This is a genomic window from Bacillus bingmayongensis (genome assembly GCF_000299035.1).
GTDB lineage: Bacteria > Bacillota > Bacilli > Bacillales > Bacillaceae_G > Bacillus_A > Bacillus_A bingmayongensis.
The window spans coordinates 434,721-461,278 of sequence record NZ_JH921517.1 but is presented as its reverse complement, the minus strand read 5'-3'; the positions used below and the strand labels follow the sequence as shown (position 1 = coordinate 461,278).

At 35.8% G+C, this 26,558-nt stretch carries 32 protein-coding genes and 1 pseudogene; 8 read left to right on the top strand and 25 right to left on the bottom strand.

Features of this window, described 5'->3' with window-relative positions; all coding sequences use genetic code 11:
- Nucleotides 1-329: 329 nt before the first annotated feature.
- Nucleotides 330-1,178: a glucose PTS transporter transcription antiterminator GlcT gene (gene glcT / locus Y7E_RS0109490; protein ID WP_017151038.1), complete on the bottom strand. Its 849-nt coding sequence runs from the start codon at nt 1,176-1,178 to the stop codon at nt 330-332.
- A 166-nt stretch (nt 1,179-1,344) separates the two neighbouring features.
- On the opposite strand from glcT, the gene Y7E_RS0109485 reads away from it, so the two are divergent.
- Nucleotides 1,345-2,163 (top strand): Cof-type HAD-IIB family hydrolase, encoded by an 819-nt coding sequence (locus Y7E_RS0109485; RefSeq protein WP_017151037.1) that lies wholly within the window; start codon nt 1,345-1,347, stop codon nt 2,161-2,163.
- 74 nt (nt 2,164-2,237) lie between these two features.
- Here the strand turns inward: Y7E_RS0109485 and phnF are convergent, their stop codons facing one another.
- The 6 genes from phnF to Y7E_RS0109455 form a co-directional block, all read right to left on the bottom strand.
- Nucleotides 2,238-2,969: a phosphonate metabolism transcriptional regulator PhnF gene (phnF, locus tag Y7E_RS0109480; RefSeq protein WP_081584591.1), complete on the bottom strand. Its 732-nt coding sequence runs from the start codon at nt 2,967-2,969 to the stop codon at nt 2,238-2,240.
- Nucleotides 2,899-3,687, bottom strand: coding sequence for a glucosamine-6-phosphate deaminase (gene nagB, locus Y7E_RS0109475; protein ID WP_017151035.1), 789 nt, complete (start codon nt 3,685-3,687; stop codon nt 2,899-2,901). Before nagB ends, phnF begins: the two co-directional genes overlap by 71 nt.
- A 4-nt stretch (nt 3,688-3,691) precedes the next feature.
- Nucleotides 3,692-4,834 carry an N-acetylglucosamine-6-phosphate deacetylase gene (gene nagA, locus Y7E_RS0109470; RefSeq protein WP_026049159.1) on the bottom strand — a complete coding sequence of 381 codons (1,143 nt, stop codon included), beginning with the start codon at nt 4,832-4,834 and terminating at the stop codon, nt 3,692-3,694.
- Between the two features lie 257 nt (nt 4,835-5,091).
- Nucleotides 5,092-5,994, bottom strand: a complete 903-nt coding sequence (locus Y7E_RS0109465) for a ComEC/Rec2 family competence protein (RefSeq protein WP_017151033.1) — start codon at nt 5,992-5,994, stop codon at nt 5,092-5,094.
- Nucleotides 5,995-6,070: 76 nt separating this feature from the next.
- Nucleotides 6,071-6,646, bottom strand: coding sequence for an SMC-Scp complex subunit ScpB (scpB, locus tag Y7E_RS0109460; protein ID WP_017151032.1), 576 nt, complete (start codon nt 6,644-6,646; stop codon nt 6,071-6,073).
- Between the two features lie 212 nt (nt 6,647-6,858).
- Nucleotides 6,859-7,596, bottom strand: a complete 738-nt coding sequence (locus Y7E_RS0109455) for a segregation/condensation protein A (RefSeq protein ID WP_017151031.1) — start codon at nt 7,594-7,596, stop codon at nt 6,859-6,861.
- A 168-nt stretch (nt 7,597-7,764) separates the two neighbouring features.
- Between Y7E_RS0109455 and Y7E_RS30925 the strand changes: the two genes are divergently transcribed.
- Nucleotides 7,765-7,860 (top strand): YjcZ family sporulation protein, encoded by a 96-nt coding sequence (locus tag Y7E_RS30925; RefSeq protein WP_017151030.1) that lies wholly within the window; start codon nt 7,765-7,767, stop codon nt 7,858-7,860.
- 155 nt (nt 7,861-8,015) lie between these two features.
- Entirely contained in the window at nt 8,016-8,534 is a 519-nt protein-coding gene (locus tag Y7E_RS0109445; RefSeq protein ID WP_017151029.1) for a DUF309 domain-containing protein, read from the top strand.
- 20 nt (nt 8,535-8,554) lie between these two features.
- Here Y7E_RS0109445 and Y7E_RS0109440 read toward each other — a convergent pair whose 3' ends face one another.
- Both Y7E_RS0109440 and Y7E_RS0109435 read right to left on the bottom strand, forming a co-directional pair.
- Nucleotides 8,555-8,920 (bottom strand): GNAT family N-acetyltransferase, encoded by a 366-nt coding sequence (locus Y7E_RS0109440; protein ID WP_017151028.1) that lies wholly within the window; start codon nt 8,918-8,920, stop codon nt 8,555-8,557.
- 603 nt (nt 8,921-9,523) lie between these two features.
- The gene (locus Y7E_RS0109435) at nt 9,524-9,961 is read right to left on the bottom strand and encodes a peptidylprolyl isomerase (RefSeq protein ID WP_017151027.1); all 438 of its coding nucleotides are present in this window, start codon (nt 9,959-9,961) and stop codon (nt 9,524-9,526) included.
- A 187-nt stretch (nt 9,962-10,148) separates the two neighbouring features.
- Here Y7E_RS0109435 and Y7E_RS0109430 point away from each other — a divergent pair, with 187 nt between their 5' ends.
- Nucleotides 10,149-11,015, top strand: coding sequence for a DUF1002 domain-containing protein (locus Y7E_RS0109430; protein ID WP_017151026.1), 867 nt, complete (start codon nt 10,149-10,151; stop codon nt 11,013-11,015).
- 29 nt (nt 11,016-11,044) lie between these two features.
- Here the strand turns inward: Y7E_RS0109430 and Y7E_RS0109425 are convergent, their stop codons facing one another.
- The 14 genes and pseudogenes from Y7E_RS0109425 to Y7E_RS0109365 form a co-directional block, all read right to left on the bottom strand.
- On the bottom strand, nt 11,045-11,848 hold the full coding sequence (locus tag Y7E_RS0109425) for a Cof-type HAD-IIB family hydrolase (RefSeq protein ID WP_026049158.1): 804 nt from the start codon (nt 11,846-11,848) through the stop codon (nt 11,045-11,047).
- A gap of 95 nt (nt 11,849-11,943) precedes the next feature.
- Complete coding sequence (locus Y7E_RS0109420) at nt 11,944-13,416, bottom strand: spore germination protein (RefSeq protein ID WP_017151024.1); 1,473 nt, start codon at nt 13,414-13,416, stop codon at nt 11,944-11,946.
- Nucleotides 13,394-13,972, bottom strand: coding sequence for a stage V sporulation protein SpoVABEA (gene spoVAEA / locus Y7E_RS0109415; RefSeq protein ID WP_026049157.1), 579 nt, complete (start codon nt 13,970-13,972; stop codon nt 13,394-13,396). The genes Y7E_RS0109420 and spoVAEA overlap by 23 nt, the downstream gene beginning before the upstream one ends.
- Nucleotides 13,973-13,977: 5 nt before the next feature.
- Complete coding sequence (gene spoVAE, locus Y7E_RS0109410) at nt 13,978-14,328, bottom strand: stage V sporulation protein AE (protein WP_017151022.1); 351 nt, start codon at nt 14,326-14,328, stop codon at nt 13,978-13,980.
- 4 nt (nt 14,329-14,332) lie between these two features.
- The gene (gene spoVAD, locus Y7E_RS0109405; protein ID WP_017151021.1) at nt 14,333-15,349 is read right to left on the bottom strand and encodes a stage V sporulation protein AD; all 1,017 of its coding nucleotides are present in this window, start codon (nt 15,347-15,349) and stop codon (nt 14,333-14,335) included.
- 12 nt (nt 15,350-15,361) lie between these two features.
- Nucleotides 15,362-15,820, bottom strand: coding sequence for a stage V sporulation protein AC (gene spoVAC, locus Y7E_RS0109400; RefSeq protein ID WP_017151020.1), 459 nt, complete (start codon nt 15,818-15,820; stop codon nt 15,362-15,364).
- Nucleotides 15,821-15,831: 11 nt separating this feature from the next.
- Nucleotides 15,832-16,248: a stage V sporulation protein AB gene (locus Y7E_RS0109395; protein ID WP_017151019.1), complete on the bottom strand. Its 417-nt coding sequence runs from the start codon at nt 16,246-16,248 to the stop codon at nt 15,832-15,834.
- Nucleotides 16,241-16,861: a stage V sporulation protein AA gene (locus tag Y7E_RS0109390; protein ID WP_017151018.1), complete on the bottom strand. Its 621-nt coding sequence runs from the start codon at nt 16,859-16,861 to the stop codon at nt 16,241-16,243. Before Y7E_RS0109390 ends, Y7E_RS0109395 begins: the two co-directional genes overlap by 8 nt.
- A gap of 187 nt (nt 16,862-17,048) precedes the next feature.
- Nucleotides 17,049-17,174 carry a MetS family NSS transporter small subunit gene (locus Y7E_RS31570; RefSeq protein WP_237741381.1) on the bottom strand — a complete coding sequence of 42 codons (126 nt, stop codon included), beginning with the start codon at nt 17,172-17,174 and terminating at the stop codon, nt 17,049-17,051.
- A 23-nt stretch (nt 17,175-17,197) separates the two neighbouring features.
- Nucleotides 17,198-18,709: pseudogene (locus Y7E_RS29445) on the bottom strand (sodium-dependent transporter).
- A 223-nt stretch (nt 18,710-18,932) separates the two neighbouring features.
- Nucleotides 18,933-19,691: an RNA polymerase sporulation sigma factor SigF gene (sigF, locus tag Y7E_RS0109380; protein ID WP_017151017.1), complete on the bottom strand. Its 759-nt coding sequence runs from the start codon at nt 19,689-19,691 to the stop codon at nt 18,933-18,935.
- 12 nt (nt 19,692-19,703) lie between these two features.
- Nucleotides 19,704-20,144, bottom strand: coding sequence for an anti-sigma F factor (gene spoIIAB / locus Y7E_RS0109375; RefSeq protein WP_017151016.1), 441 nt, complete (start codon nt 20,142-20,144; stop codon nt 19,704-19,706).
- On the bottom strand, nt 20,145-20,495 hold the full coding sequence (spoIIAA, locus tag Y7E_RS0109370) for an anti-sigma F factor antagonist (RefSeq protein ID WP_017151015.1): 351 nt from the start codon (nt 20,493-20,495) through the stop codon (nt 20,145-20,147).
- Nucleotides 20,496-20,668: 173 nt separating this feature from the next.
- Nucleotides 20,669-21,847, bottom strand: a complete 1,179-nt coding sequence (locus Y7E_RS0109365; protein ID WP_017151014.1) for a D-alanyl-D-alanine carboxypeptidase family protein — start codon at nt 21,845-21,847, stop codon at nt 20,669-20,671.
- A gap of 165 nt (nt 21,848-22,012) precedes the next feature.
- Here Y7E_RS0109365 and Y7E_RS0109360 point away from each other — a divergent pair, with 165 nt between their 5' ends.
- Genes Y7E_RS0109360 through Y7E_RS0109345 form a run of 4 tightly spaced genes read left to right on the top strand, consistent with a single transcriptional unit; the run spans nt 22,013 to nt 25,448 of the window.
- Entirely contained in the window at nt 22,013-22,432 is a 420-nt protein-coding gene (locus Y7E_RS0109360) for a GntR family transcriptional regulator (RefSeq protein ID WP_017151013.1), read from the top strand.
- Complete coding sequence (locus Y7E_RS0109355) at nt 22,398-23,279, top strand: ABC transporter ATP-binding protein (protein WP_017151012.1); 882 nt, start codon at nt 22,398-22,400, stop codon at nt 23,277-23,279. The genes Y7E_RS0109360 and Y7E_RS0109355 overlap by 35 nt, the downstream gene beginning before the upstream one ends.
- On the top strand, nt 23,269-24,357 hold the full coding sequence (locus tag Y7E_RS0109350) for an ABC-2 transporter permease (RefSeq protein WP_017151011.1): 1,089 nt from the start codon (nt 23,269-23,271) through the stop codon (nt 24,355-24,357). Before Y7E_RS0109355 ends, Y7E_RS0109350 begins: the two co-directional genes overlap by 11 nt.
- A 23-nt stretch (nt 24,358-24,380) precedes the next feature.
- A complete protein-coding gene (locus Y7E_RS0109345) occupies nt 24,381-25,448 on the top strand; it encodes an ABC transporter permease subunit (RefSeq protein WP_017151010.1) in 1,068 nt (355 codons plus the stop codon).
- A gap of 18 nt (nt 25,449-25,466) precedes the next feature.
- Here Y7E_RS0109345 and Y7E_RS0109340 read toward each other — a convergent pair whose 3' ends face one another.
- Nucleotides 25,467-26,012 (bottom strand): hypothetical protein, encoded by a 546-nt coding sequence (locus Y7E_RS0109340; protein ID WP_017151009.1) that lies wholly within the window; start codon nt 26,010-26,012, stop codon nt 25,467-25,469.
- Between the two features lie 108 nt (nt 26,013-26,120).
- The gene (locus tag Y7E_RS0109335) at nt 26,121-26,540 is read right to left on the bottom strand and encodes a MarR family winged helix-turn-helix transcriptional regulator (protein WP_001003304.1); all 420 of its coding nucleotides are present in this window, start codon (nt 26,538-26,540) and stop codon (nt 26,121-26,123) included.
- Between the last annotated feature and the right edge of the window lie 18 nt (nt 26,541-26,558).

Sequence of the window (26,558 nt, the reverse complement as noted above, 5' to 3'; positions counted from 1 at the left end):
TTCCTCTCTTATCTATATTGATAATTTTTCGACAAACGCCAAAAAGGCATGAGGAAAAAAAGATAGAACGGTAGCTATACAAAAGGTAGTATGTCCCTTTCCCTAGCTTACATTCCTGGCTTTTCTCCACTCATGCCTGATCGAATCAGTAACACGTGTCAAAAATAGTTTTACGTATAAGTTCACTATTTAAAGCAAACGTTTTCGTTATTTGCCTTAAATTGTTTGTCGAAATTTGTATAACTTTGCATGACTTATTATACTAAATATTTGTAAGCGATTCAATCATTTTTTTTAACGTTTTCATTTTAGACAAAAATAAAATATTTTTACATCTGATCCGCTTTTACTAATCTTTGCAAATGCATCGTTAAATAAATACTTTCCGCTTCATATACAGGTAACTGTAATTCCTTTTGCATTACCTTTACCAATTTCCATGCCAAATTATAGCAAATAGGATACTCTACTCTTAGCAACTCGGCAAACCCTTGCGACTCTTCAACCTTTTCTCCGTTTTTCACTCGTTCAATTGCGTATTGCAGGTGACGAATAAGACGTAGATAATGTATGCTTTCTTGATCTAAGGTAAGGTGTAAATTTGTTTCAATTAAAGAAACCAGCTGTGCAATAAGACGGGAGTTTTGATTAACAGAAGATAAATCAGAGTTTGTTAAAGAGCTATAAATATGCAGAGCTATAAAACCAATTTCCCCTTCCGGAAGTGTAATTTGCAAACGGGAATTCAGGAGTTGCACAACTCCTTGAGCAATTTTATATTCTTCTGGGTACAGCATTTTTGTTTCAACTAAAAAAGGGTTATCTATTGTAAAACCTTGTTTCAGTCGTTTAATTGCAAAAGAAATATGATCTGTTAAGGCAATATGAATATGTTCGTTTAATGGTGACTGCGCCTTCTCTTGAATATACAGCATAATATCGTTCATCAATTCAATTAACTTTTCGCTCACATGTGGCACTAAAAGCTTATATTGTTCACGGTCACGTTCATTTTTTAAAACAAACATTTTTTCAATTTGTTCCGCTTCTAACACATCTTTTGTTTTTTTCCCAAACCCAATTCCCTTGCCAATCACTACTACTTCCTCATGTTCCGGATGGCTCGCAATGATGACATTATTATTTAAAACTTTTTTAATTTCTAGATAATTATTCATATAACACCACCCTCGTACTTAAATAGCCTGCTTTTATGTTACAGAACATCCTTCTTTTTCGTCAATGCAAAACATCTACCATTTTAGAAAAAGTCATTTTTTAGACATGACTGCACAAGATGCGTATAATGTAAGAGCGAATGTACATAGAAAGGAGCAAAGCAACATGATTAAAATGTTTGTAAGCGATATTGATGGTACAATGATGCAACATGGAGGCATCATTGATCAAGAAGATATTGCCGCACTTCGTAGTCTCGCAGAGCAAGATGTAATTCTTTGTTTCGCCTCTGGCAGGCTTGATAATGAAATCGCTGGTTTAATGAAAGAGGTTGGTACTCATTTTCACCGCATCAGTGTGAACGGTGTCTTTGTGTATACGCATGAAAATAAACAGCTATTGTCAGCGACATTTGATTCAAATATTTTACCTGACTTGTTAGCTATGACAAAAGAGGAACCTTATTTTCGTTATGTAAGTGATGAACATAATTATTACATCGAAGAAAAAACACCTTTTATCCATGAACTTGAAAAACAAGTTACAATGACTTCTGTTGAAGAACCAAATTTATTACAAAAAATTGATGACACAATCTTCCCAAATAAAATTTCTGTTGGTGGCATAAAAGAAGACTTACAAGCCCTTCAGAAAAAAATCGATGAAGAATTCCATGGGAAAGTCAGTACTTTTATTTCAGCTGAACAATGCTTAGATGTTATGCCACCAAATATTAGTAAAGGATCGGCTATCTCTGTTTTATTAGAAGAATTTCAAATAAAACCTGAAGAAATTGCTTGTATCGGTGATTCTTACAATGATATTCCTATGTTCAATCTAACACCTCATAGCTTTGCCATGTCACAAGCTGACGATGCAGTGAAAGAACATGCACATTATGTCGTAGAGTTTGTTAAAGACGCTGTCGAACACGTGGTAACTTACAATTCAAAACAAAACAAAAATACGACTCACTCCATATAAGGATGAGTCGTATTTTTATTTCTCTACATACCCAATGAATCGAGAGTTTCATGTATTTTACAAAATAAAGTATGTTACTTGTTTCGTGAAATATTCGTAATAAACTTATAACGATCTCCACGATAAATACATTTCACGTATTCTAACGGTAATTCGCCTTCTGCATATGACCATTGTCGCATTACAAGCACAGGTGCTTTTTTAGGTATATGCAGATGTTCCGCTTCATCATCTGTTGCAATTGACGCTTCAATTGCTTGGGTAGCACGAACAAGTTTAAAGCCTAACTTTTTCTCTAAATGTTCGTATAAAGATTGTTGCAGAATTTCTTCGTTAATATCTTTTACAAGAGTTGGCGACAAATATGCCGTCTCAAAGGCAATCGGTTCGTCATCAGCTAAGCGAATACGCCTCACTTCATATACCGATTCCCCCTCTTGAATTCTAAGCCGGTCTGCTATTTTAGCAGTAGCTGGAACTAGGCGGAAGCTTAATAACTGACTGCTTGGTTTCATACCACGGGAGAGCATATCCTCTGTAAATCCCGTCATTCCTTGCAGTTTCTGCTCCACTTTTGGAAGTTGAACGAACGTTCCAATTCCACGTTTTCGATATAAATACCCTTGTTCCACTAAGTTATTAATTGCCTGTCTGATTGTCATGCGACTTACTTCGAACTTATCACAAAGTTCATTCTCAGATGGAATTTTATCTCCCGGCGTCCATTCACCGTCCTCAATTAGCTGTTTCACCCACTCTTGAATCTGATAATAGATCGGAAATGGTGAATACTTGTCGATGTTCATCAGCAATCGCCTCACTGCATAAAGATAGAGCTTCTGGATCAGCAATTACGGTTACATTCGGATGACGTTGCAACACTGTAGCAGGGCACGCTTCGCTATACTCACCTTGCAATAATTCCTTGATCGCTTCTGCTTTTTTTGGTCCCATAGCAACAAGTAGAATTTGCTTTGCTTTCATAATGCTTCCAATCCCCATTGTAATTGCATGAGTTGGCACATCTTCTTCTTTTTCGAAGAAACGAAGGTTTGCTTGGCGTGTAGACTCTGTTAATTCTACAATGTTAGTTGGAGAATCAAAAGCTGTTCCTGGCTCGTTAAATCCGATGTGACCGTTTTCACCGATTCCAAGAATCTGTAGGTCAACTGGGTTAGCTGCTAGAATGCTTTCATAGCGCTTGCACTCTTCTTCTAAATCACTTGCCATCCCATTTGGTACATAAGTTTCTTTAAATGGAAGATGATCAAACAACTGTTCTTGCATAAAGTAATGATAGCTGTTTTTATCTTCGTGTGGTAAATTTACGTACTCATCTAAGTTTACAGTGGTTACACGGCTTGTATCAAGTTTATTTTTTCGCATTTCTGCATAAATCCCAAGTGGTGAGCTTCCTGTAGCCATTCCTAATGTTGGATTTTCTTTTGATTTTACAACTTCTTCAATTAATTTATAACCCGCTTCTGCCAATTCTTCTGGAGTTTTCACAACAAGAATATTCATCTATTTACTTCCCTTCCTTCATATGAATTCCTAATCGAACTGTATCATATACATGTAAATCTTCAGTCATGACAACAAAGTCTGCATCTTTCCCTGCTGCTAATGTACCTTTATTTGTTAATCCAAATTCTTCTGCTTGGTTAACTGATGTCATCAAAACAGCATCATCAATAGAACAGCCTGTAAATTCAATTACATTTCGGAATGCTTGGTCCATTTTCAAGATACTACCAGCTAACGTTCCGTCTTCTAAACGAGCACTGCCATCTTTTACGTGTACAGGCTGTCCACCAAGTTCATATAATCCGTCTTCTAAACCTTTTGCACGCATCGCATCAGTAATGACACTTATTTTTTTAGGACCTTTTAATTTATATGCTAATTTCACCATGTCTGGGTGAATGTGAATACCATCTGTAATAACTTCAACCATTACATCTGGGTTCAATAACACATGACCAACAACACCTGGTTCACGGTGATGTAAACCACGCATTTGATTGTATAAGTGTGTAGCGTGTGTAATATTTCTATTTTTTAATTGTGCATCAATTGCATCTGTATGCCCTATTGTACCAACAACACCAGTTTCAGCAAGATACTGTTCAAACTCTGCCGCACCCTCTTCTTCTGGTGCATAGGTTACTAATTTAATTAGATTACCGCTTGCTTCTTGCCATTGTTTAAATTGTTCAATATTCGCAGGAACGATATGCTCAAGTGGCTGTGCTCCTGCACGTTTTTTTGAAACATATGGTCCTTCTAAATGGATATATTCAAAATGCGCTCCTTTTTCTTTCGCTTCTTTTGCAGCACTTAAAGCTGCTTCAATTGCTTCTGGAGCCTGTGTCATTGTTGTTGGGAAGTAAGTTGTAACCCCTTCTTTTAACATTTCTTTACCTAGAGTTACCAATCCATCGCTATTTGCATCCATCGCATCAATATCGTATCCACCATGAATATGAACATCGATCATACCTGGAATCACAATTTTTCCTTCTGCATCAAAAACAGTTTCATTTTCTTGTGATACATATTGAGCCATCAAACCAATTTCTTCAATTTTTTCTGCGTAACGAATAAATCCACTTTCCATTACCTCGTGACCTGTATAAATTTTGGCGTTGATGACAACTTGCGTTTTCATTTTCATCGATCCTTTCCCATGAAATACCTACTTGTTATTATTACCTATTTGCCTAATTCCATCTTAATATATACACGAGTAGTTGTCTATACATTATAAATAAATTTCCTCTTTTATGATTAAAAAAGGAAATTTATTTTTCTTCTCTCATTATAATATATATTATTCACTTTTTCCAAAAGGAGACAGTGAACCTTTTATGAAATTTGGTAACGATTCCTTATTTTATTTAGATATATAACAGTAAGAATAGTGATTTACTTTAATAATGGAAGTCGCACATTAGGCCACATTATAATATGCTCTCCATTCGTTTCAATTTCTACCGTTCGTTTATCCGTTGTATAGGTCATCACACCATATCTCTTTAACCTTTTTATTACACTTTGATGTGGATGCCCATATGGATTTTTTTTATCATAAGAAATAATAGCGAATTGAGGATTTGCCTTATCTAAAAATTGTTCACTGGTTGACGTATATGAACCGTGGTGTCCTACTTTTAAAACATCTGCATGTACATCATACTGCTTTATTATTTTCTTTTCAGTTTGTATATCCGCATCTCCCATTAATAAAAAATCAGCTTTACCATATCGAACTTTTAAAACAATTGATGATTCATTATTTTCATTTTTTGACTTTCCATTATTTAATACCTGGATTGAAACTTTAGGATCTAACGGGATATGCTGTCCTTGTTTTACACGAACAAACGGAATACCCCTCTTCTTAATATTATTCCTATACGTATGATATGTAAAAGAACTATAGGTTTTGCCGCTATCTAATATAAGTGACACTGGCATTTGTTCTATAATCGGTATAAGCCCGCCTATATGATCCATATCTGGATGAGTCCCTACCACAACGTCTAAATGATTGATTCCCTTTTCAATTAATTTTTGAATGATTACCTCTCCAGCCTCATAAGGTCCTCCATCGATTAACATTGTTTGACCATTAGGTAAAATAATAAGTGTAGCATCACCTTGTCCTACCTTAAAAAAACTCACTTTCATTCTTCCTAAATGCGGACGTTGCATGGAAAAAGAGGACGCAGTATGAACAGACGTCATATATCTTTTGGCAGATGTGCTGTTTAATGAAAAACATAATAAAACAGAAACTAGCAATAGAATAATCCGTACACCTTTCATAATTCGTCTCCTTTTTTCATTTAGTATGGCACGAGGCATATTTCATATACAAAAAAAAGCTTAGCAATGTGCTAAGCTACGATTTTGACAGTTCCTGCAAGGAGCCAAAGAATAAGTCTGCTTCATTCATTTGTTCATTTTCTTCTGAAAGGGTCGGTAAATCATCTAATGTTTGAAGTCCAAACGTATCTAAGAACTCTTTCGTAGTACCATATAAAATAGGGCGCCCTGGTCCTTCTGCCCGACCCGTTTCTTTTATAAGTAAGTGTGAAACCAATGTTTGCAATGCTCGATCTGTTTTCACACCACGAATCTCTTCCATTTCAGTTCTTGTAATCGGCTGACGATAGGCAACAATCGCCAATGTTTCAAGAGCTGCCTGGGAAAGAGGCGCAGCTGTTGGTGTATCCATTAGCTTTTGATAATAAGGCGCGTGTTCTTTTTTCGTGGCAAGACGATACACTTTTGCAAATTGTACAATTTGCAAACCTCGCTGTACACCTTCACATTTCCTTTGCATTTCCTCAATAATCTTAATTACATCTTCCACTTCAATCTCAAGTACTTTTGCAATTTGTTCCGGGTAAATCCCTTCATCACCCGCAACAAATAAAAGCCCCTCAATAATTGCCATCTGTTCTTTTCTATCCAACGTATAATCTCCTTTCCCATATCTTTCCATACAAAAATATCCATGGCAAAAACCGAATCACAGTATATTGCGTCCGGTCCAACACTCCTTCTATTGTTCCCAAACAAGATGATGTGAAACTTTGATCAGTGGGGTATTTCCACTGATCATTAGCTCTCACTAATCAAATACTTACTGCTAGTTTTCCTCGCAATCTTGAAATCGGTATTTTACTAAGCTTTAGAGCGAGTCAAAAAGATTTCATCAAAATTGTGTTCTTGCTCAATAATAATTTGTTGGTTTTTCATAAGTTCGAGTACAGCTAAAAACGTTACTACCATTACTTCGCGCTCTTCATCAACAAATAAATCATAAAAACTTTGGCGTCCTTCAGCTGTTTCTAATTGCTGTAAAATATCACTCATACGTTGTTCAATCGGTATTTCTTGACGAGTTATCCGCGTTGTTACTGGACGTTTTGATTTTTTACGACGCATAAGTTTTTGAAATGCTGCTAACATATCATACAGTGTGACATCGAGAGGTAAACTTGTCTCCTCTTCTTGCTGAAACGATGTAAAATCGATTGGTGGACGTGTATAAAGTTGTGCTCTTTCTTGTTCTCTCTCTTTTAATTCAGCAGCAACTTGCTTATATTTTTTATATTCAATTAACCGCTCCATCAACTCTTGACGGGGATCATCTATAAAGTCTTCACCATTATCAGGTACATCTTCCTCTTGTTTCGGTAACAGCATTTTACTTTTAATTTGCAATAGCGTTGCAGCCATCACCAAATACTCACTTGCAACATCCAGTTGCAATTCTTTCATCGTATGAATATAAGATAAATACTGCTCTGTAATTTCCGCTACAGGAATATTATATATATCGATTTCATAACGATGAATTAAGTGTAACAATAAATCTAAAGGCCCTTCAAAAGCCTCTACTTTAAAATTATATTGCACAAAGCATCCCACCACATTTTTTCTATAACAACATAAGTATAGAGCATACTTATGTTCTATCCAACCTTTTTAAGAAATTTAGTTAAAAATAGACATCTGCCCATGCAACAATGCCCACCCCTTCATATGATAAAAGTGTAGTAAGTTCAATGTAGGAGGTAAAAAACTATGGGCCATGTTGATTGTGGTTTTCACGGCGGTTTCGCTTTGCTTGTTGTGCTCTTTATCTTATTAATCATTGTAGGCGCGGCTTGCTTCTGCTAATGCAGAATATAATAAACGGCTAGAGATTCTCTAGTCGTTTATTATTTATCTCGCAGTTTTGAAAAAATAAAGGCGTTAGAACTTTCCCCTACTCACATTACAGCTTCGCTTCATGATACACTGTACGTAAGACCGTTTAGACAGGAGCGAAAAGAATGTACCCTACTGCATACATACAGTTTTTAATTCATTTTCATGGAGATTACGATTACTTTGAATGTCACGAAGTACTAGAAGAATATTGGAAATTAAAACCACGAGGAGAGCGTGACAGCTACTGGGTTGGTTTTATTCAAATAGCAGTTTCTTTATACCATCACAGACGCTCGAATTGGAATGGTTCAATACGAATGATGAAAAGCGCCATTGCTATTTTAAAAAAAGAAAGTCAACAAGTACACAAATTAGGTCTTGATCACCCTAAACTTTTAACTATTTTGCAAAAACAATTACAGTCTATTCAAAGGAAAGAACCTTTTACACCTATATTTTTACCTTTCTCAGATCCTTTTTTAGAAAACACATGCTTGCAATTGTGTACAGAAAAAAGGATTCCTTGGAAAGATGCTCATTCGCTAGCTACTGAGTACATTATCCATAAACATAAATTGCGGGACAGAAATGATGTAATTGCCGAACGAAACAAGCAACTAAAAAAGAGAAAGCAGAGATGACATGTTTTCTATCTCTGCTTTCATGAATGTATATTCTGTTCAACTTCCTTACACTTTTCGCAAAAACTAGCAGTTTGTTCATTACCACAAATTGTAACACCTTGAAACTTATTTTTTAACTCTTGTACCATTTTCGTACCAATCCCCATGTGACGATGTGATGGATTTACACTAAGATGTTGAATCTCTAATACATTTTTTTCATTGATAATTCCAACTATCCCAACAAAATCATCATTTTGTTTCCACAAATACAGTTGCCAACTATCATTTTTATCATATTCTTTCATTGTTAATTGTAAAGTTTTTACATCTTTTTCAGTCGGCATAAAAGAAAGAAGCCCCATTGCAATCTTTTCATAACTTTTTTTAAAACGAATTAACATAAACCTTATCCCTTCTTACAAAAGTTATAAACCATATATCCCCTCTACCACTATTTCTACCTCATATCCATTCTACAATATTTTCACTATAGTGAGAAGGGCTACCAAAACAACTTGATAATCATACAAAGAGAGTTTAGGAAAGTCAAATGTATAGTATTCCTTTATTTTCACTAATAAAGGAAACTTTTCTCATTGAGAATTTAATTTTCTAAAACGAATGAATAAACTCCGTCTAATTTTTTATCTTCTCGTAGAACTCATTGAACTACAAAGTTTATTGACCGTGAATAGCGAAATAAAACTTCTCTGTATCCTATGTATTTTTGCAAAAATAGTTCTATTGCTAACAGTTTAGTCAGCTATAAGAACTTTATCCTTTACTCTCTCTTATCATTTACTGCACGTTGCTTACAAATTCCTGTTTATAGAGTAAAACTTTTCTTATTTAAGTTTTTTCTCTACTTGCCACTACAAACATTGAACAAAGCAAAACTTTATCCCCAAATATTTCCTATCTCGCCTTAATATCTTCTGAAATTTTTGAATGATGATTATATAACAACGAAAAAAAGAAAAAGAGAGCACAGTGCTCTCTTCAACTTACTCTTCCCAAACTTTAACTTCTTTCATTGTATCGCCTTGACGCATATTTAATACTGTTTCAATACCACTTGTCACTTTACCAAATACAGTATGTACACCATCTAAATGTGGTTGCGGCTCATGAACGATAAAGAATTGGCTACCACCTGTATTACGGCCAGCATGTGCCATAGAAAGTGATCCAACTACATGTCTATGAGGATTTCCATCAGTTTCACATGGAATTGAGTAACCTGGGCCACCTGCTCCTGTTCCTGTTGGGTCTCCGCCCTGGCTTACAAAACCAGGAATCACGCGGTGGAATGTAACTTCGTTATAAAATCCTTGATCTGCTAATTTTTTAAAGTTTTCAACTGTTTTCGGTGCTTCTTCTGGGAAAAATTCCAATTCGATTTTTTCACCATTCTCCATTAATATGTATCCTAAAGTTTTCATACGTGTATGTCTCCTTTCAACTATCTCAGCACTATATTACCATATTCGTGCTCAGAAACAAAAAGAATCCGACAATCCGTATGCTTCTTTTTTAAAATCAGCAAGAAGACGGATGACAAATTTTAAAAATATACTATAATTACTGTGTTGCCCGCAAATTCCAGAAAGAGAAAGGGAGCGATTTTTCGTGAAAACGAAACTATTAGCTCTGCTATTAGCTGTCACGGTATTCATTATGCCAACAGCTTCATTTGCAGACATAATTGAGGGAGAATCAATCGTTACATTAGGAGAAAATTTATCTGAACAACAAAAACAAGATCTTTTAAAAGAAATGAAGGCACCTAAAGATGCGCAAATTATTACTGTATCTAATGCGGAAGAACATAAATTTCTAGAAGGTATCGTTCCAAAAGCGCAAATTGGTACGAGAGCGATTTCTTCTTCTATGATTACGTATACAAAACCAGGATCTGGTCTTATTGTACGAGCAAAAAACATTAACTGGGTAACAGATGCAATGTACACAAACGCACTTATTACAGCAGGTGTTAAAGATGCAGAAATTCAAATCACTGCACCATTTAAGGTATCAGGAACAGCTGCTTTAACAGGCTTAATGAAAGCTTACGAAACAACAGCGAATAAAGAAATTCCTGAAGAAGTAAAAAAAGTAGCCAATGAAGAGATGGTACAAACCGCGAAACTTGGTGACAAAATTGGTGAAGAAAAAGCTGTTCAGCTCGTTGCAAAAGTAAAAGAAGAAATTGCCAAAGAACAACCCAAAACAACAGAGGATTTACGTGCACTGATTCAAAAAATTGCGGATCAACTTGGCATTACCCTAACAGATGAACAGTTAGATAGTTTAGTTTCACTCTTTGATAAGATGAAAAATTTAAATATCGATTGGAACCAAGTTGGTAGTCAATTAGATAAAGCGAAAGAACATGTTTCAGCTTTCTTAGGATCTGAGGAAGGCCAAGGTTTCTTAGATAAAGTAAAAGATTTCTTCTCTAGTATCATTGATTTTATTAAATCATTATTTAAGTAATAAAAAGCTCGTCAATGACGAGCTTTTTATTATACAAGTAGCGGTAATTTCATAATGGCTTCTTCTACAGAACGAACAACATGGTTCGCTTTTCCCTTCACATACGGGTGTGCATGATGAAGAGTAAATGAATGCGGTGTTACTGCAAACATAGAAATATCATTAAAAGAATCACCAATACATGCTACTTCATTCGCTTCAATTTTCAAATGCTCCATTAAACGTTTCAAAGCCTTCCCTTTACTCACACCTATTGGCATAATATCAACATAACATTTTCCAGAAATAAAAATTTCAGCTTGTTCCTGAAAGGTTTCTCTTAATTCTTGATCTAATGCTACAATTTTTTCTTCTGCTCCATACACAAATAACTTCGCAGGATGGACTGTCTTACCAAATTCTTCTTCCAATGCTTCTACTTCAGCAATATGCACGCTCATAGATTCTTCAAAAACATGATGATGTTCATTTTTCTTTTTCGTATATCGCTGCTCTTTTGCGCACACAATGTCAGCTAGTTTTTTTTCATGTATATATCGATATATTTCCTGGGCAACTTCATCATCAAATGTTGATTCATGAAATATTTGTCCGTTTGGCAATAACATCGTAGCTCCATTTAATCCTGTCGTATAATATGGAAAGGCGAATTTCCTAACCGCATCGTGAATCCGATGTGTAAAACGGCCAGAAGCAAAGCAAATATTTGTCCCTTTTTCTGCTAACCAACAAAGTGCTTTTTCATCTTCCTTATGAATATTGCTTACATTATAAACAAGTGTATCGTCTAAATCGCTTACAAATAATTTGATCATTCTCTCTTCCCCTTTCATACACAATATCTACTCTAAGTGTACGAAAAAAATGTTGTGTTTTTGTTAAAAAACGATAAATTTATAATGAAAAATAAGCAGGAATATACTCCTGCTTATTTTTGTCTACGTATATTTTGTGGATGTACAATGCTTGGACGCACTTTCAAACTAGAAATGGTCGGGCGTAATAAAATTTTTGTTAATGCCCCCCAATCAAATGGTAGGAATGGCCATAGATACGGTGTTTGTAAACTTTTAATCGATGTTAAAAACAAGAGTAACGTCGTCATCCCAATAACGAATCCTATTTCATGGAAAAAACCAGTTAAAATAACAACAAATAATTTCCCTAGTTTATTTCCAAGTCCTAATTCATAACTCGGTGTCGCATATATCCCAATCATCGAAAGAGCTGTATATAAAATAACTTCAGGAACAAATAGCCCAACATCAATTGCAATTTGTCCAATTAAAATCGCTGAAATTAAGCCGGCAGCTGATGATAGAGGGGTTGGCGTATGAATCGATGCCATCCTTAAAAATTCGAGTCCAATATCTGCCATAAGAATTTGCAATAAAATGGGTAAATGTGTCATTTTATTCGGTCCAATAAAAGCTAGGTTTTCCGGTAATAATGTTGGATCTAAAACAAATACGAGCCAAAAAGGCATCAAAAACAATGAAAATAAGATACCAACAAATCGTATCCATCGTAAAAATGTACCAACCGCTGGATTTTGTCTAAACTCTTCTGCATGCTGTACATGATGAAAATAAGTTGTTGGTGTAATCATCACACTTGGAGATGTATCAACGATAACTAACACATGTCCCTCGAGCAAATGAGTCGCTGCTACATCTGGTCTTTCTGTATAACGAATGAGCGGGAAAGGATTGTATCCTTGCTTTACTAAAAATTCTTCAATCGTTTTGTCAGCCATCGTAATTCCATCTACTTCAATATTCTCTAGTTCTTGCTTAATGATCTTTACCAAATCTGGATTAGCAACATCCTGAACATACGTAATACAAATATCCGTTTGTGACCGATCCCCAACCCGAATAATTTCGTTTCGAAGGCGTGGATCACGAATACGCCTTCTTATTAGTCCTGTATTCACAATAATATTTTCTACGAAACCATCCCTTGCCCCACGTACCACTTTTTCTGTATCTGGCTCTGTCGGTGTTCGTCCTGGATAACTGCGGACATCGATTGCGAAGGCCTCTGTTTCACCTTCTACAAAAATTATAATAAGGCCAGATAATACTTGTACCATCACCTCATCCATCGTTTTTACTTTACTTACTTGTTGATGAATAAGTCGATTTTCTAAAAGCTTAACTGTATCTTCTTCCACATCTCTGATCTCATTTGTATCGACTGCTTCTTCTAAAATATGGATGATATAGTTGGTATCACACAATCCATTTACAAATAATACACCGATTTCTTTATCAAGAATTTGAAACTTACGAATGCCGACATCAAATGTGACGCCAAGTCCAGCTGTTTGTTTTAAATAATTTTCATTATCACTCAAAAAAGAAGAAATCGGAATATTAACTTTCTTCTGTTTTATCATAAAACCCACTCCTTTCTAAAATTAATTGAATTGCTTTTTTAGTAATTGGTGATCCTCGCTCCCATTCATCATTTCCACACATCTTCCCAACATCACCAATCCCAACAATAACTGGGACATTTAATTCATCTAAACAATAAATCGTATCCCCATTAATTCTGCCAATTTCACCATCAGGAAGTCCGAATTTATCAACACCATATTCTGTTAATCTGCCTTCTCGATCTACACTGATATCTACACGAGCCCACTCCAGGCGGTGTGTATTAGATGCAACAGCTAAAATACCAAGAACATCAATTTGTTTATGCATTGCCACATATTTTAACGCCTTTTCACCGGAACCTTCTCCTATAAATCCACTATCATCAAACATGACAAATACAGGGTCATATGGCGTTTGCATAATTAGCTCCATAATCTTTTTTCCTGTCAATTTCGTTGGATTGCTTTGCGATGCAGAAATACACCGGCCTCCAAATTCCTTTGCTAACAGCTCAATTACTCGCTTTGCATATTCATCTCCATCTGTCACCAAAATAACCCTTCGTCTCATTTGATTTATCCTTTCGGTTTACATATAAGTGCTATAAAGAACGAAAATAATATCGCCGCTGAAATCCCCGCGGAAGTTAAACTAAACATGCCAATTCCGATTCCTAAATAACCATGTTTCTCTGCCGCCTCTAATGCCCCATGTAAAAGGGAATGCCCAAAACTTGTAATGGGAACGGTTGCTCCAGCACCAGCAAATTTTATGAGCTTATCATATAGTCCAAAACTATCTAAAATAGCTCCAGCTACTACAAAAGTTGCCATTAAATGAGCAGGTGTTAATTTTGCAAAGTCCAACAAAATTTGTCCTACTACACAAATGGCTCCTCCAACGATAAATGCATATATAAAATCCACAACTTCACACTCCTTTTACCCTTTCAAATACAACACCGTGTGCAATTGTTGGAATTGTTTCTTTTTGTTGTATCATAACCGGGCTTAATAATGCTCCTGTTGCAACTACAAAAATACGCTGTAAATTTCCTTTTTGCATTTCTTGTAGTAAATGTCCGTATGTTACAACCGCTGAACAAGCACAACCACTTCCACCTGCAAAAACCTCTTCTTGATCCTCGTGATAGATCATTAATCCGCAATCATTATATATATTCCCTAGATCATACCCTTCCTCAAGTAGCAGTTGCTTCGTAATCGGTGCCCCAACACCTGATAAATCACCTGTAACGATAAGATCATAGTCCGCTGCACTTCTCCCTAAATCTTCAAAATGCTGTTGAATTGTATGAGCTGCAGCTGGCGCCATTGCCGCTCCCATATCAAATGGATTCGTAATTCCTAAATCCTGTACTTTTCCAATCGTCGCAGCCGTTATTTTAATAGCACTTCGCTCTTTACTAATTAAAGCTGTGCCTGCTCCAGTCACAGTCGAAGTTGCTGTCCCAGGTCTTTGACCACCATACTCTGTCGGATAACGAAATTGTCTTTCAGCTGTTGCATTATGACTACTTACTGTCGCGATTACACGGTTAGCAAAACCACCATCAATAAAAGCTGAGCCAACTGCCAAAGTCTCCATCGATGTTGCACACGCACTAAACATACCTAAAAAAGGAATACCCAGCTCGCGAGCGACGTAATTTGCTGTCACTGTTTGGTTTAATAAATCACCTGCTAAAAAAAAATCAATTTGCGAAGGCCTTATATCCCCTTTTTGCATGACCTGGTGAATCGAATCATTCATCAATCTTCTTTCAGCCAGCTCCCAATTTTCTTCCTCACAGTGCAAGTCATTATATGAAATATCAAAACACTTTCCAAGAGGACCTTCCGCTTCTTTTGGACCGACAGCAGTACCTGTTGCATTCACAAATATATGATTTTGAAATACCCATGTTTGCTTCCCTGTCAATCTCATATCTAGTCTCCTTTAAGACATCCAAAGTTTAAACGTATACCTGATTAGGCCAACAATGTATGCTCCAACAACTCCAAATACAATTACACTTCCAGCAAGCTTAAACATATTTGTAGCAACTCCGAGTACAATTCCCTCACTGCGATGCTCCATTGCCGCACTTGCCATTGCATTTGCAAACCCAGTAACAGGAACTGCTGAGCCCGCCCCTCCGAATTGACCGATTTTATCATACACACCAAATCCAGTTAATGCGGCTGATAATAACACAAGCGTCGCTACCGTAGGGTTTCCCGCATTTTGCTCACTGAAGTGAAAATAATGCATATAAAATTTCATCAAGCATTCCCCTACTGTACAAATCAGTCCCCCTACAACGAACGCTTTTACACAATTCATCACATAGTTTGGCTTTGGATGATAATCTTTTACTTTATTTATGTAATCATCTTTTAATTTATCTTGTGTCATCTTGATGCCTCCTACCTTGCAAAATAAATCCAATGAAATAAAGAGCCCATTACCTTTCCAAGTACAAGTGCAACGAGTAAAATGACAATCTTCCCATCTACCCCTACCCGTTTTGCTAATATAGGTAAAACATTTAATACTTCTGTCAAAGCCGCAGCAAGCATACCAATAAATGTTCCACAAAATAAGCCAAGTAAAATGAGCCAATACTGAGAGGCTTGAAAGGTTATATTTCTTAAACTGCACCATGCTCCAGCCAAAGAACCACCAATTACAGCCCATTCAAAAAATTGAATACGATGGCCACTCCTTGTTAACTGAGCTAATCGTGGGATGACACCAAGCACAGCTAAAAATGCAACATATCCTCCTCCAACTGCAATCCCACCAGCAAGCCCAATTACTATCACCAAACCACACTCAATCATCTGCAATTTGTTTTGCACTCTCTTTATTTTCATTGATCATGACATATTGATCGAGTGACTGTTGATATTGGAACATTTCCACTTCTAACGGACTTGGCTCTTCATTAATTCGTTTTTGAAACACATGATTAAAAAATAGGACCATCCCTAATCCCAATCCTAAAGAATACGGAACTTGAAATAGGAGCGGTTTATAATTGATTTCTCCTGTAATCATGTAATATAGGCGTCCATGTACTTGTTGCATACTGACATCTTCATGAAAATAAATAATCGCAAGAGCCGCCCCGACAAAAAGTAACATCCAAACTAGTCCAAAGAAAATAGGGTGTACTTTCTTTTTTTCATAGACGATTTCAACAAGTGTTTGTCCAGGACCAAATAAATTAATTTGTATATGCTGCGTAGTTTGTTGAATCACTTGAATAATTTTCATCGCATCAATTACGACATGTGTTTTATCACGTTTTGTGATTTTATAGACGAGTTGCTTTTTTATTTTTTCTACTACACCAGACTCTCCAACTACTTGTGCAATATCTTCAATCTTCACCTCATATGAAGGGGATACTTGCAGACGATTTCGCATTTTGAGATAGATTGTTCGCTCCACTCCATTCACCTCTTCACTATTCCTTGTAGTTGTAGTATGGTTTCTGGAAAATTTTCTAATACAACTTTTTTATAAAATGAAACTGTGCACAGTGGATTTTTCTCAACAATCACTCAGTAAATAAAGCGAATGTATCATTTTAAAATCGTTATTTTCATATTTTGAGCTTTCAGGTGAGGTTTATTAATTAATAAAGAAAAAAACATCCGCACCATTGTGGCGCAGATGTTTTTTCTTTATGCCTTCTTTTTTTAAATAAATTTAAAATACTTAAAGCTAATCCTCCCCAAATGACTACAATTCCAATCACCATCATCATAATTGCTGATCCACTCATCACGAAACACCTCGATTTTTCCATTCTTTTTCAAGCTGGGCAGAATCTGAATGTATTTGTGCATTCCATTTTTTAAGCTAATAATTAATGCAATGACAAGAAACGCTGCTGCCAAAGCCCACCCATACGTCACAACAAATTGTGTCGGATAATCACCATAGTTCTTTTGAATGTTTTGAATCGTACCATCAATAAGCATATAGCCTAACATAATCGGTGTAATAACGAGTAAACTAACCCTCCAAAATGTTCCTAACTTTATATCTGATACAAAGTTAGCATGATTTTGATACATCGGTAAGCGACGAAGGATAAGTCCTACCGTAACAATTTCTACTAGTGCAATTACAATTAATCCAAAGTTATTAGCAAAATAATCGACAACATCTAAAAACATAAGTCCACCACGTGTTGCAAACATAAGAGAAACCAATACGAGAAGGGTACCCATAATTCCAATTGTCTTCTCGCGGCTTAAGCTGAATTTCTCAGATACAGCTGCAAGACATACTTCCGCTAACGAGATAAGTGATGTAATACCAGCTACCGTTAAAGAAAGAAAGGAAGAATAATACTCCAAATAATGGTGACATCGGTAACTCGTTAATAATTTGCGGGAATACAACAAACGCGAGTCCAACGCCAGCGCTCGCTACTTTATCAACTGGTACCCCCATGTTATTTGCCATAAAACCGAGTGCTGCAAACACACCAATTCCAGCTAACAATTCAAATCCTGAGTTCGCAAAACCAGTAATAAAAGCGTTATTTGTTGTATCAGAATTCTTCGGTAAATAACTAGAATACGTAATCATAATTCCGAATGCTAATGATAAACTAAAGAAAATTTGTCCGTAAGCAGCAAGCCATACTTTTCCATCTAAAATACGACTCCAATCTGGTTTAAAAAATGCATCAAGCCCTTGCATCGCCCCTTCCATCGTAACAGCACGAACAACAATAATTAGAAACATCACAACAAGCAAAGGAATAAAAATACGGTTTACAACTTCAATTCCTTTCTTTACTCCTTTAAATGCCACACCAAGTACAATAATCCAAACGAGCGCAAGTGGTATTAATACTTCTGGGACAAGACCGCCAAATTGCCCTGGCTTATCCGCAACATGTAAGTACTCTTTAAATAAAAAGCCTTCTGTATCTTTTCCCCACGCCCCACTTATAGCAAAATACGTATAAGAAATCGACCATGCAATAATAACAGCATAATACGTGGAAACAATAAATGTAACAGCCATTTGCCACCACCCAATAAATTCAGCACGTGGATTAATGCGAAAGAATGTAAGTGGTGCTGAGCCACGGTGACGATGTCCAAGAGTAAATTCAAAAGCTAATAATGAAATACCAGTCGTTAATAATGCAAATAAGTACGGTAAAAAGAATGCGCCCCCTCCGTTTTCATACGCAGTATACGGAAAACGCCATATATTCCCTAGTCCAACAGCAGAACCGATTGCTGCAAAAATAAATCCAGCCCTCGTTTCCATGCTTCTTTCCCCCTTTATGACAAGTTTATACTTGGATTATATTTAAAATTTACCAAATTATCAATAAATTCTGTAAATTTTTCCAAATGATTGAAATTTTTTGATTTTGGAAAGGATAACAACAATAACATAAGATACAACTTTTTCATGTTTTTTTGCTTCTGCCCAATCTTATGTGAAATAACACTCCCTTCTAGTCCAAAACAAAAAATCGAATAGATGGCTATTCATCTATTCGATCTTTCATCTGTTTTAATATTTTCTTTTCAAGCCTTGATACTTGAACTTGTGAAATTCCAATTCGCTCCGCTACTTCTGATTGAGTTTGATCTTTATAATAGCGCAAATATACAATTAAACGTTCGCGCTCATCTAGTTCTCTAATTGCTTCTTTTAAAGCGATTTTATCAAACCATTTCGTTTCTGTTTGATCTGCAATTTGATCTAATATCGTAATGGGATCCCCATCATTTTCATAAACCGTTTCATGTATTGATGATGGAGCACGGCTCGCTTCCTGCGCAAGAACAACTTCTTCTGGCGTCAGCTCAAGCGCCTCTGCTACCTCATTAATCGTTGGAGCCCTTCCATATTCTTTAGAAAGCTCATCTTTCATTTTTCGAATTTTATTTCCAGTCTCCTTTAAAGAACGACTTACTTTCACCGATCCATCATCACGCAAGAATCGCTGTATTTCTCCAATAATCATTGGAACTGCATAGGTTGAAAATTTCACTTCGAAAGACAAATCAAATTTGTCTACCGACTTCAAGAGTCCAATACATCCAATTTGAAATAAATCATCTGGTTCATATCCTCGATTGAGGAACCGTTGTACAACTGACCATACAAGACGCATATTACTTTGGACTATCGTATCCCTCGCCCCTTGATCTCCATCTTGACTTTTTTGAATTAACGCTTTTAACTCGTGGTCCTTTAACTGAGGTTTCTTTTTCTCATTTCTGACCTCTATGTCCATAGGCAATTCTCCTTAATTGCATAGAGCGTTACTATTTGATAAGTATTTTGTCAAATGGATTGTTGTCCCGAAAGATTCATTTGAAATAACTTCTACTTCATCCATAAAATTTTCCATGATAGTAAATCCCATTCCGGAACGCTCTAATTCAGGTTTAGTTGTAAAAAGAGGTTGCCTTGCCTCATCTAAGTTAAAAATGCCAACCCCTTCATCTCGAATCATGAGTTTCACCATTGCTTCTTCCAAAATTACTGAAATGTAAACAATACCTTCTGCATTCCCTTCATATCCATGAATAATTGCATTTGTGACTGCTTCAGACACAACAGTTTTAATTTCTGTCAATTCCTCCATCGTTGGATCCAATTGTGCAATAAAAGCAGCAACTGTAACGCGAGCGAACGATTCATTTTGACTTAATGCTGAAAATTGAAGGTTCATTTCATTTCTCATTTATGCCACCCCCAATGTCGCGAGCGCATGCGCTTCACTTTCTTCTAAGCGAATGATTTTAAACAGACCTGACATTTCAAATAAACGCTTTACAGGAGGTGAGATTGCACAAACGACCATCTCCCCTCCTAAACCTTTAACATGCTTATATCGGCCTAATATAACACCAAGACCAGAACTGTCCATAAATGTTAACTTCTCTAAACTTAGTACAATATGATGAGCGCGATGCGTCTCAATCATATCTGTTACTTTTGCTCGCAACTCTTCAGCAGTATGATGATCTAGTTCACCCGCTAGCCGAACACATAAGACATCACGCTTTACTTCTAAATGCATGGAAAGACTCACACGATTTCCTCCTTATGCTTAAACTTGACTCATTTACATAAGATTTTCGTGAACATAAAATAAGAATCCTTCCTACTGACAAAAGAAGTACTATTTCGCCATAATGTGAAGCTTTCAGCAATTATTCTACCTTTTTCATGTATGCGGATAGGAAAGGGGCAATATCCTTGCCGCTATTTCGATGTTGAAAACATCCCTAAAGTTCTTTTAAATAGTTCCCACCAGCTTGCTGCAGCAACATCTTCTTTCGCTACAATCGTTTGCTTTAATAAAACATCCTTATCTTTTTTAATAACAAGTGTGCCGAGTGCATCGCCTTTTTTTATTGGTGCTTTTACTTTCTTTTCAGCGATAACTTCCTGTTTCACCTTGTCCATATTTTCACCTTTTTTCATAAGAAGCGATACATTATCTGATGCAACTAAATCTACTTTTTCCTTCTTACCTTTTCCTACTTTTACGGTTTGAATTTTTTCTCCGCGCTTATACAATTTTTTTGTTGTATATTGTCCAAATGCATAATCAAGAAGCTTTGTTACCTGGTTGTTACGTTCTTTTGAAGTCGGTGCTCCCATGACAACAGAAATGACACGCATTCCATTTTTCTCAGCTGATGCAGTTAAACAATATTTTGCCTCTGTCGTAAAACCTGTTTTCACCCCATCTACCCCTGGATAAAAACGAACTAATTTATTTGTATTCACAAGCCAAAACTTTTTCTCCGTATTTTCGCGTAAATAATCTTCGTATTTTCCTGTATATTTTCGAATGAGTGGATATTTCATCAATTCTTTCGCCATAATTGACATATCATATGCTGTTGAATAATGATCTTTGGCTGGAAGACCCGTTGGATTTTGGAAATGTGTATTTTTCAGTCCTAAATCCTTTGCTTTTTTATTCATCATGTTTACAAAACCTTCTTCTGAACCAGCGATATGCTCAGCAACTGCAACAGATGCATCATTTCCCGATGCAATTGCAATTCCTTTCAACATTTCATTTACTGTCATCTCTTCACCCGGCTCAAGAAAGATTTGTGAACCACCCATTGAAGCTGCATGTTCACTTGCTCTGACTTTATCTTCTAGTTTTAGTTTTCCCTTTTCAACTTGTTCCATAATCAGTAGCATTGTCATAATCTTTGTCATACTAGCAGGTGGCAGTTTTTCATTTGGACTTTTCTCAAATAAAACTTTACCCGTATCTTGCTCAATAACAATTGCTGACGATGCTTGCTCCGCTAGCTTCGGCCCTGTTTCGACTTCTGTTTTCTCAGATTCTGCAAAGCCAACCGAAACACCAGAAAATAGCAACATGAAACAAACAAGTATTCCAAAAACTCGCTTCATGACTAACCCTCCATTCTATATCAAACCTATTTTTTCCAATCGCTGCGTTTTTATACCATATTTTTCTATAAATCCGTATTGACAAACAAATCTACCGCATATATTGTATTAAGTGTACTATATCTAATAGTACACTTAAATTTCATCAGGAAGGAGACATTGCTCTTGCACATTCAACTTGACCCAAGAAGCAACACTCCGATATGGGAACAAATTGTTCAAAATATAAAAGAACTCGTATTAAAAAACATGCTAGCTCCAAGTGACAAGCTTCCATCTGTACGTGAACTCGCTTCACTTCTTGTCATTAATCCAAACACAGTGAGCAAAGCATACCAAGAATTAGAACGGCAAGGAATTATTGAAACGTTACGAGGAAAAGGGACGTTTGTCTCCCAATCGATTACACCGACATTAGATGAAAGGAAAATCGCTATGGTTGAAAAACAATTTCATCAACTATTACTAGAGGCTTCTTATCTTGGAATTACAAAAGAAAAAATTCATGATTGGATTGACTCATACTATAAAGAACTGGGAGGGAATACAGATGCTGAAAGTGACGAATATCAAGAAAACAATTGATAACCAAGTCATTTTAGACAATATTTCTTTCACATTACAAAAAGGAAGTATTGTTGGATTACTCGGAAGAAACGGTGCGGGGAAAACGACTTTACTGCGGACAATTGTTGGTATTTTAGATCCCGATGAAGGAACGATTACATATGACGATATAGATGTTCATAAACATCCAGGAATTAAGCAAAAGGTAGCTTATGTGCCGGATTCTACTAATATATTAAGCGGATATACAGTAAAAGAAATTGCGAAGTTTTATAAGGCTGTTTATAAAAACTTTAATGAAGAATATTTTTATCAGCTGCTAGAGCGCTTCAATCTACCTGAAAAACGCATTCGTAGTTACTCACGCGGTATGAAAGCACTTCTAGCTATTATTTTAGCTTTTTGTACAGGTGTAGAATACATTATTTTAGATGAACCAACAAATGGACTCGACCCGATTGTAAAAAGACAAATTCTACAATTTTTAATTGAAGAAGTAGCAGAACGAGAGATTACAATTCTCATTTCGACCCATCACTTAGATGAAGTAGAAAAAATTGCAGACACAGTCATTATTTTAAAAAATCATACGATTGCTTCGATTACAGCATTAGAAGATACAAAATCTCGCTATGCAAAAATACAAGTCGCTTACGAACGTTCACTACCGCAAAAACTAGAAAACTTAAATCATGTAAAAATATTAAATCAAACAGGAAAAGTGTATACAATTTTAATTGAAGGCAATGTGACAGCTACGTTAGAGAAGTTTCATAGAGAACGACCTCTTTTATTAGAAGAATTACCAATGTCACTCGAAGATATATTTGTCACAACGTTTGAGGAGGATTCGCATGTTTCATAAAGCTTTATGGATGAGACAATGGAAACAAGGAAAATATATGATTCTATTGTTTTGGCTCATTAGTTTGTATCAACTACCTTATAAATATTATCAAGCAGCACAAATGGAGCTTAACCAATCAAAAATGAAACTGGATGACTATGTGTATTATTATTCCTACTCTTTTAATACATTCGATAATCCCTTCGTCACGCAAGGAGCCATTCTTATTGCACTGGCTTGTCTTTTAATTGGATGGGAACGTAACAATCAATCTACTGATTTTCTCTTTTCAATGCCTTTTAAGCGAAAAGATATTTTTTTAACAAAATGGTTATTCGGCGTTTTCAATATTATTGCAGTACAGATCATTTGTTGGATTAGCATGTACGGAATCAAAAACATATCGTTTCACAATGAGTATCAAATCTTTACTCCGTTCCATAGTTACTTTGTATATGCTACGGTTGTACTCATTGCTATTTATACATTCACTTTATTTATCGGAACTATTACTGGAAATATTTTCTCCCAAAGTAGCTTAACAGCAATTTTATTATTTTTACCATACGGTTCCATATTATTAATCTCTGGATTCATTTATACCCATACACAATGGTCTTTAGAGGCGATGGGAGAAATAGAGGTGCAGACTCATGAGTACTTACAACATGTAGGGATTATTTCACCATTAGAATCTTTTTCTATTACTTATGATTACCATCCGATAGAAACATTTGATGACTATGGAAATAAACTTTCTAGTGTACCACAGGACAATCCAATGGAGCATACTTCTGTGCCTTCTCCTTGGACACTATTAACACCATTTGCTTACATCATTATCTTTTTACCATTATCAATTTTTCTATACACACGTACACCGAACGAACAAAACGGAAAAATACTATTGTTTCCTAGCTTGCAAAAGTGGTTCATGCTTTGTACTGTTCTATGCTTCGGATTACTTGGCGGTAGAATATTAGGTGGACGAGATGCCCTGCTGTCTTATTATGTTGGATTTTTCCTATTCGCTATCATGAGTTATTTCATTTTTACACGTCTATTAAAATTGAAGTTTGCTTTTGGAGGGAAATAAATACAAATTGAGGTGGTGGATACATGTTTCATAAAGCCTTATGGATACGGAACTATAAACAAGGAAAATATGTGATTTGGCTCTTTTGGCTAAGTACTTTATACACCTTACCATATAAATATTATATGAATGCACAGCACACGGCTGAATATTTACGGAAAACGACAGATACTTATTATACGTATCATATACAGGGAGCTGACGCTATACTATTTCCAGCCCTTCTATTAATGGGATTAGCGATCCTCTTAATAGGATGGGAACGCAATAATCAAACAATCGATTTTCTTTGGTCTATGCCATTTAAACGGTCACACTTATTTTTATCAAAATGGTTACTAGGCATCGTTCATATCGTAGGTGCGCTTAGCCTTAGTTGGCTTCTTATGTATATCATCTACAAGAACACGATACATGCTCAGTATCAATCCTTTTCACCATTTCATGTATACTTTACCTATACAATTATTACGCTAATTGCTGTGTATACGTTCACTCTCTTTATTGGAACAATTACAGGGAACATTATCTCACAAGGTACTTTAAGTTGTATTATTATTATTTTTCCTATATATATCTTTAGGCTACTGTTCCCTTTCTTTGCATTACATGTAGATTTATCACAAGAGGAATACAATCATAATTATATTAAATATGCAAATTATACAGAAAACACAAGTGTTGTAGGCCCCCTTAATCATTTTCGCATAAACTACAACTACGATCCACAGAGGGAAAATTTTGAAGATGAATTTGGAAACATACAAGCAGGACCTGATTATCATCGTATTCCGTCTACTTGGACGCTATTAAGTCCTGCTATCTATATACTTATTTGTCTCCCATTAGGCGCTTATTTATATACGCGTGCTCCAAATGAGCATAATGGGAAAATATTGCTATATCCACGACTTCATGTATATTTCTTAATCTGTACTTCTATTTGTTTCGGACTTCTTGGTGGTAGTGTCTTTACCGATGGCAGTAATTCTTTGCCTCTTTACTATATCTATTTTATAGGATCTGGCATGTTAACATACGCTATCTTACATCGCCTATTAAAGCATAAGCTTTCTTTATACGCAAAATAACCTCCTCACCCGAGGAGGTTATTTCACATTCTCTCTTCTTTTCCCATATTCCTTCTCTTCTTTCATTCCAAATCCATCACCGTTCTCTATCATTTGATCTGTGGGAGCTACAATACTTTCAGCAATTTTCCAATCACCTTGTTCTTGTATAAACACTTGAAGAAAATAATTCATTCCATTCAATTGATATGGATTTTCTTTTTTCACTTCATAACGAACAGCAACGTAATAAACTTGAACATTTTTATTTTCAAATTTAGAGACGTATTGAGATAATCTCGGGATATAATGCGAGGCTTTTTCAAGGGAAAGTTGTTTTACTTTTACGAGAGAAGAATTTGTGACATTGCGCAATGTATCCTGCCCACGAATATTATTACTATGGTGAAAAAGAATAGCATTCTGCATAGAGCGAACCCATAGCTTTGAATATAAAACAGGCTGATCACTCGCAATATAATGTAATTCTTTTTGCACAACTTGGATTGGTGTTTTTGCATAACTTAATGTGCTAGAGCATATAAAACTTCCAATAATAATTACAAGTGAAACGATATATTTCATTATTTTTCCTCCGATACTTTTTACTTAAAGTATCGGAGTTTCAAAATATTTTTATTCAAAAGAAAAAAGATAGGAGAGCACTTCGCCTCCTATCCTCATTTATTATAATTATAGTACGCGACCAAATAGTTCTAATACCATCTCAACCTCTTGATCGCTCCACTCTTTAAACTTCTCTTTATAGTATTCTTTACGTACAGCTTCAAGTTTTTGTGTAACTTCTTTTCCATGTTCTGTAATTTCCAAATACACAATACGGCGGTCCGAATCAGAACGTTTCCTCGTTACAAAACCTTTTCGTACAAGGCGATCTGTTACTGCTGTAATATGGCTGGATGTTACGTTTACTTCACTAGCTATTTGTGAAGCCATTTGTGGGCTTTTCAAAAATAACGCGCGTAATACAGAAAATTCATTATATGGCATATGCTCTGAAAAACGTGTATTAATATCATTTTGTAATAAACGTATCATCTTTCGAAATGATGTAGATAAATCTAAAATCAGTGCTTCTCTTTTTTCGTTCACTAGCCTCGACCCTTTTTC

Bases quoted from the DNA above. Each gene is read 5' to 3' on its own strand.
- glcT (WP_017151038.1), bottom strand. From the start codon at position 1,178: ATGAATAATTATCTAGAAATTAAAAAAGTTTTAAATAATAATGTCATC.
- Y7E_RS0109485 (WP_017151037.1), top strand. From the start codon at position 1,345: ATGATTAAAATGTTTGTAAGCGATATTGATGGTACAATGATGCAACAT.
- phnF (WP_081584591.1), bottom strand. From the start codon at position 2,969: ATGAACATCGACAAGTATTCACCATTTCCGATCTATTATCAGATTCAA.
- nagB (WP_017151035.1), bottom strand. From the start codon at position 3,687: ATGAATATTCTTGTTGTGAAAACTCCAGAAGAATTGGCAGAAGCGGGT.
- nagA (WP_026049159.1), bottom strand. From the start codon at position 4,834: ATGAAAACGCAAGTTGTCATCAACGCCAAAATTTATACAGGTCACGAG.
- Y7E_RS0109465 (WP_017151033.1), bottom strand. From the start codon at position 5,994: ATGAAAGGTGTACGGATTATTCTATTGCTAGTTTCTGTTTTATTATGT.
- Y7E_RS30925 (WP_017151030.1), top strand. From the start codon at position 7,765: ATGGGCCATGTTGATTGTGGTTTTCACGGCGGTTTCGCTTTGCTTGTT.
- Y7E_RS0109445 (WP_017151029.1), top strand. From the start codon at position 8,016: ATGTACCCTACTGCATACATACAGTTTTTAATTCATTTTCATGGAGAT.
- Y7E_RS0109440 (WP_017151028.1), bottom strand. From the start codon at position 8,920: ATGTTAATTCGTTTTAAAAAAAGTTATGAAAAGATTGCAATGGGGCTT.
- Y7E_RS0109435 (WP_017151027.1), bottom strand. From the start codon at position 9,961: ATGAAAACTTTAGGATACATATTAATGGAGAATGGTGAAAAAATCGAA.
- Y7E_RS0109425 (WP_026049158.1), bottom strand. From the start codon at position 11,848: ATGAAAGGGGAAGAGAGAATGATCAAATTATTTGTAAGCGATTTAGAC.
- Y7E_RS0109420 (WP_017151024.1), bottom strand. From the start codon at position 13,416: ATGATAAAACAGAAGAAAGTTAATATTCCGATTTCTTCTTTTTTGAGT.
- spoVAEA (WP_026049157.1), bottom strand. From the start codon at position 13,972: ATGAGACGAAGGGTTATTTTGGTGACAGATGGAGATGAATATGCAAAG.
- spoVAD (WP_017151021.1), bottom strand. From the start codon at position 15,349: ATGAGATTGACAGGGAAGCAAACATGGGTATTTCAAAATCATATATTT.
- spoVAC (WP_017151020.1), bottom strand. From the start codon at position 15,820: ATGACACAAGATAAATTAAAAGATGATTACATAAATAAAGTAAAAGAT.
- Y7E_RS0109395 (WP_017151019.1), bottom strand. From the start codon at position 16,248: ATGATTGAGTGTGGTTTGGTGATAGTAATTGGGCTTGCTGGTGGGATT.
- Y7E_RS31570 (WP_237741381.1), bottom strand. From the start codon at position 17,174: ATGGTGATTGGAATTGTAGTCATTTGGGGAGGATTAGCTTTAAGTATT.
- sigF (WP_017151017.1), bottom strand. From the start codon at position 19,691: ATGGACATAGAGGTCAGAAATGAGAAAAAGAAACCTCAGTTAAAGGAC.
- spoIIAB (WP_017151016.1), bottom strand. From the start codon at position 20,144: ATGAGAAATGAAATGAACCTTCAATTTTCAGCATTAAGTCAAAATGAA.
- Y7E_RS0109365 (WP_017151014.1), bottom strand. From the start codon at position 21,847: ATGAAGCGAGTTTTTGGAATACTTGTTTGTTTCATGTTGCTATTTTCT.
- Y7E_RS0109355 (WP_017151012.1), top strand. From the start codon at position 22,398: ATGCTGAAAGTGACGAATATCAAGAAAACAATTGATAACCAAGTCATT.
- Y7E_RS0109350 (WP_017151011.1), top strand. From the start codon at position 23,269: ATGTTTCATAAAGCTTTATGGATGAGACAATGGAAACAAGGAAAATAT.
- Y7E_RS0109345 (WP_017151010.1), top strand. From the start codon at position 24,381: ATGTTTCATAAAGCCTTATGGATACGGAACTATAAACAAGGAAAATAT.
- Y7E_RS0109340 (WP_017151009.1), bottom strand. From the start codon at position 26,012: ATGAAATATATCGTTTCACTTGTAATTATTATTGGAAGTTTTATATGC.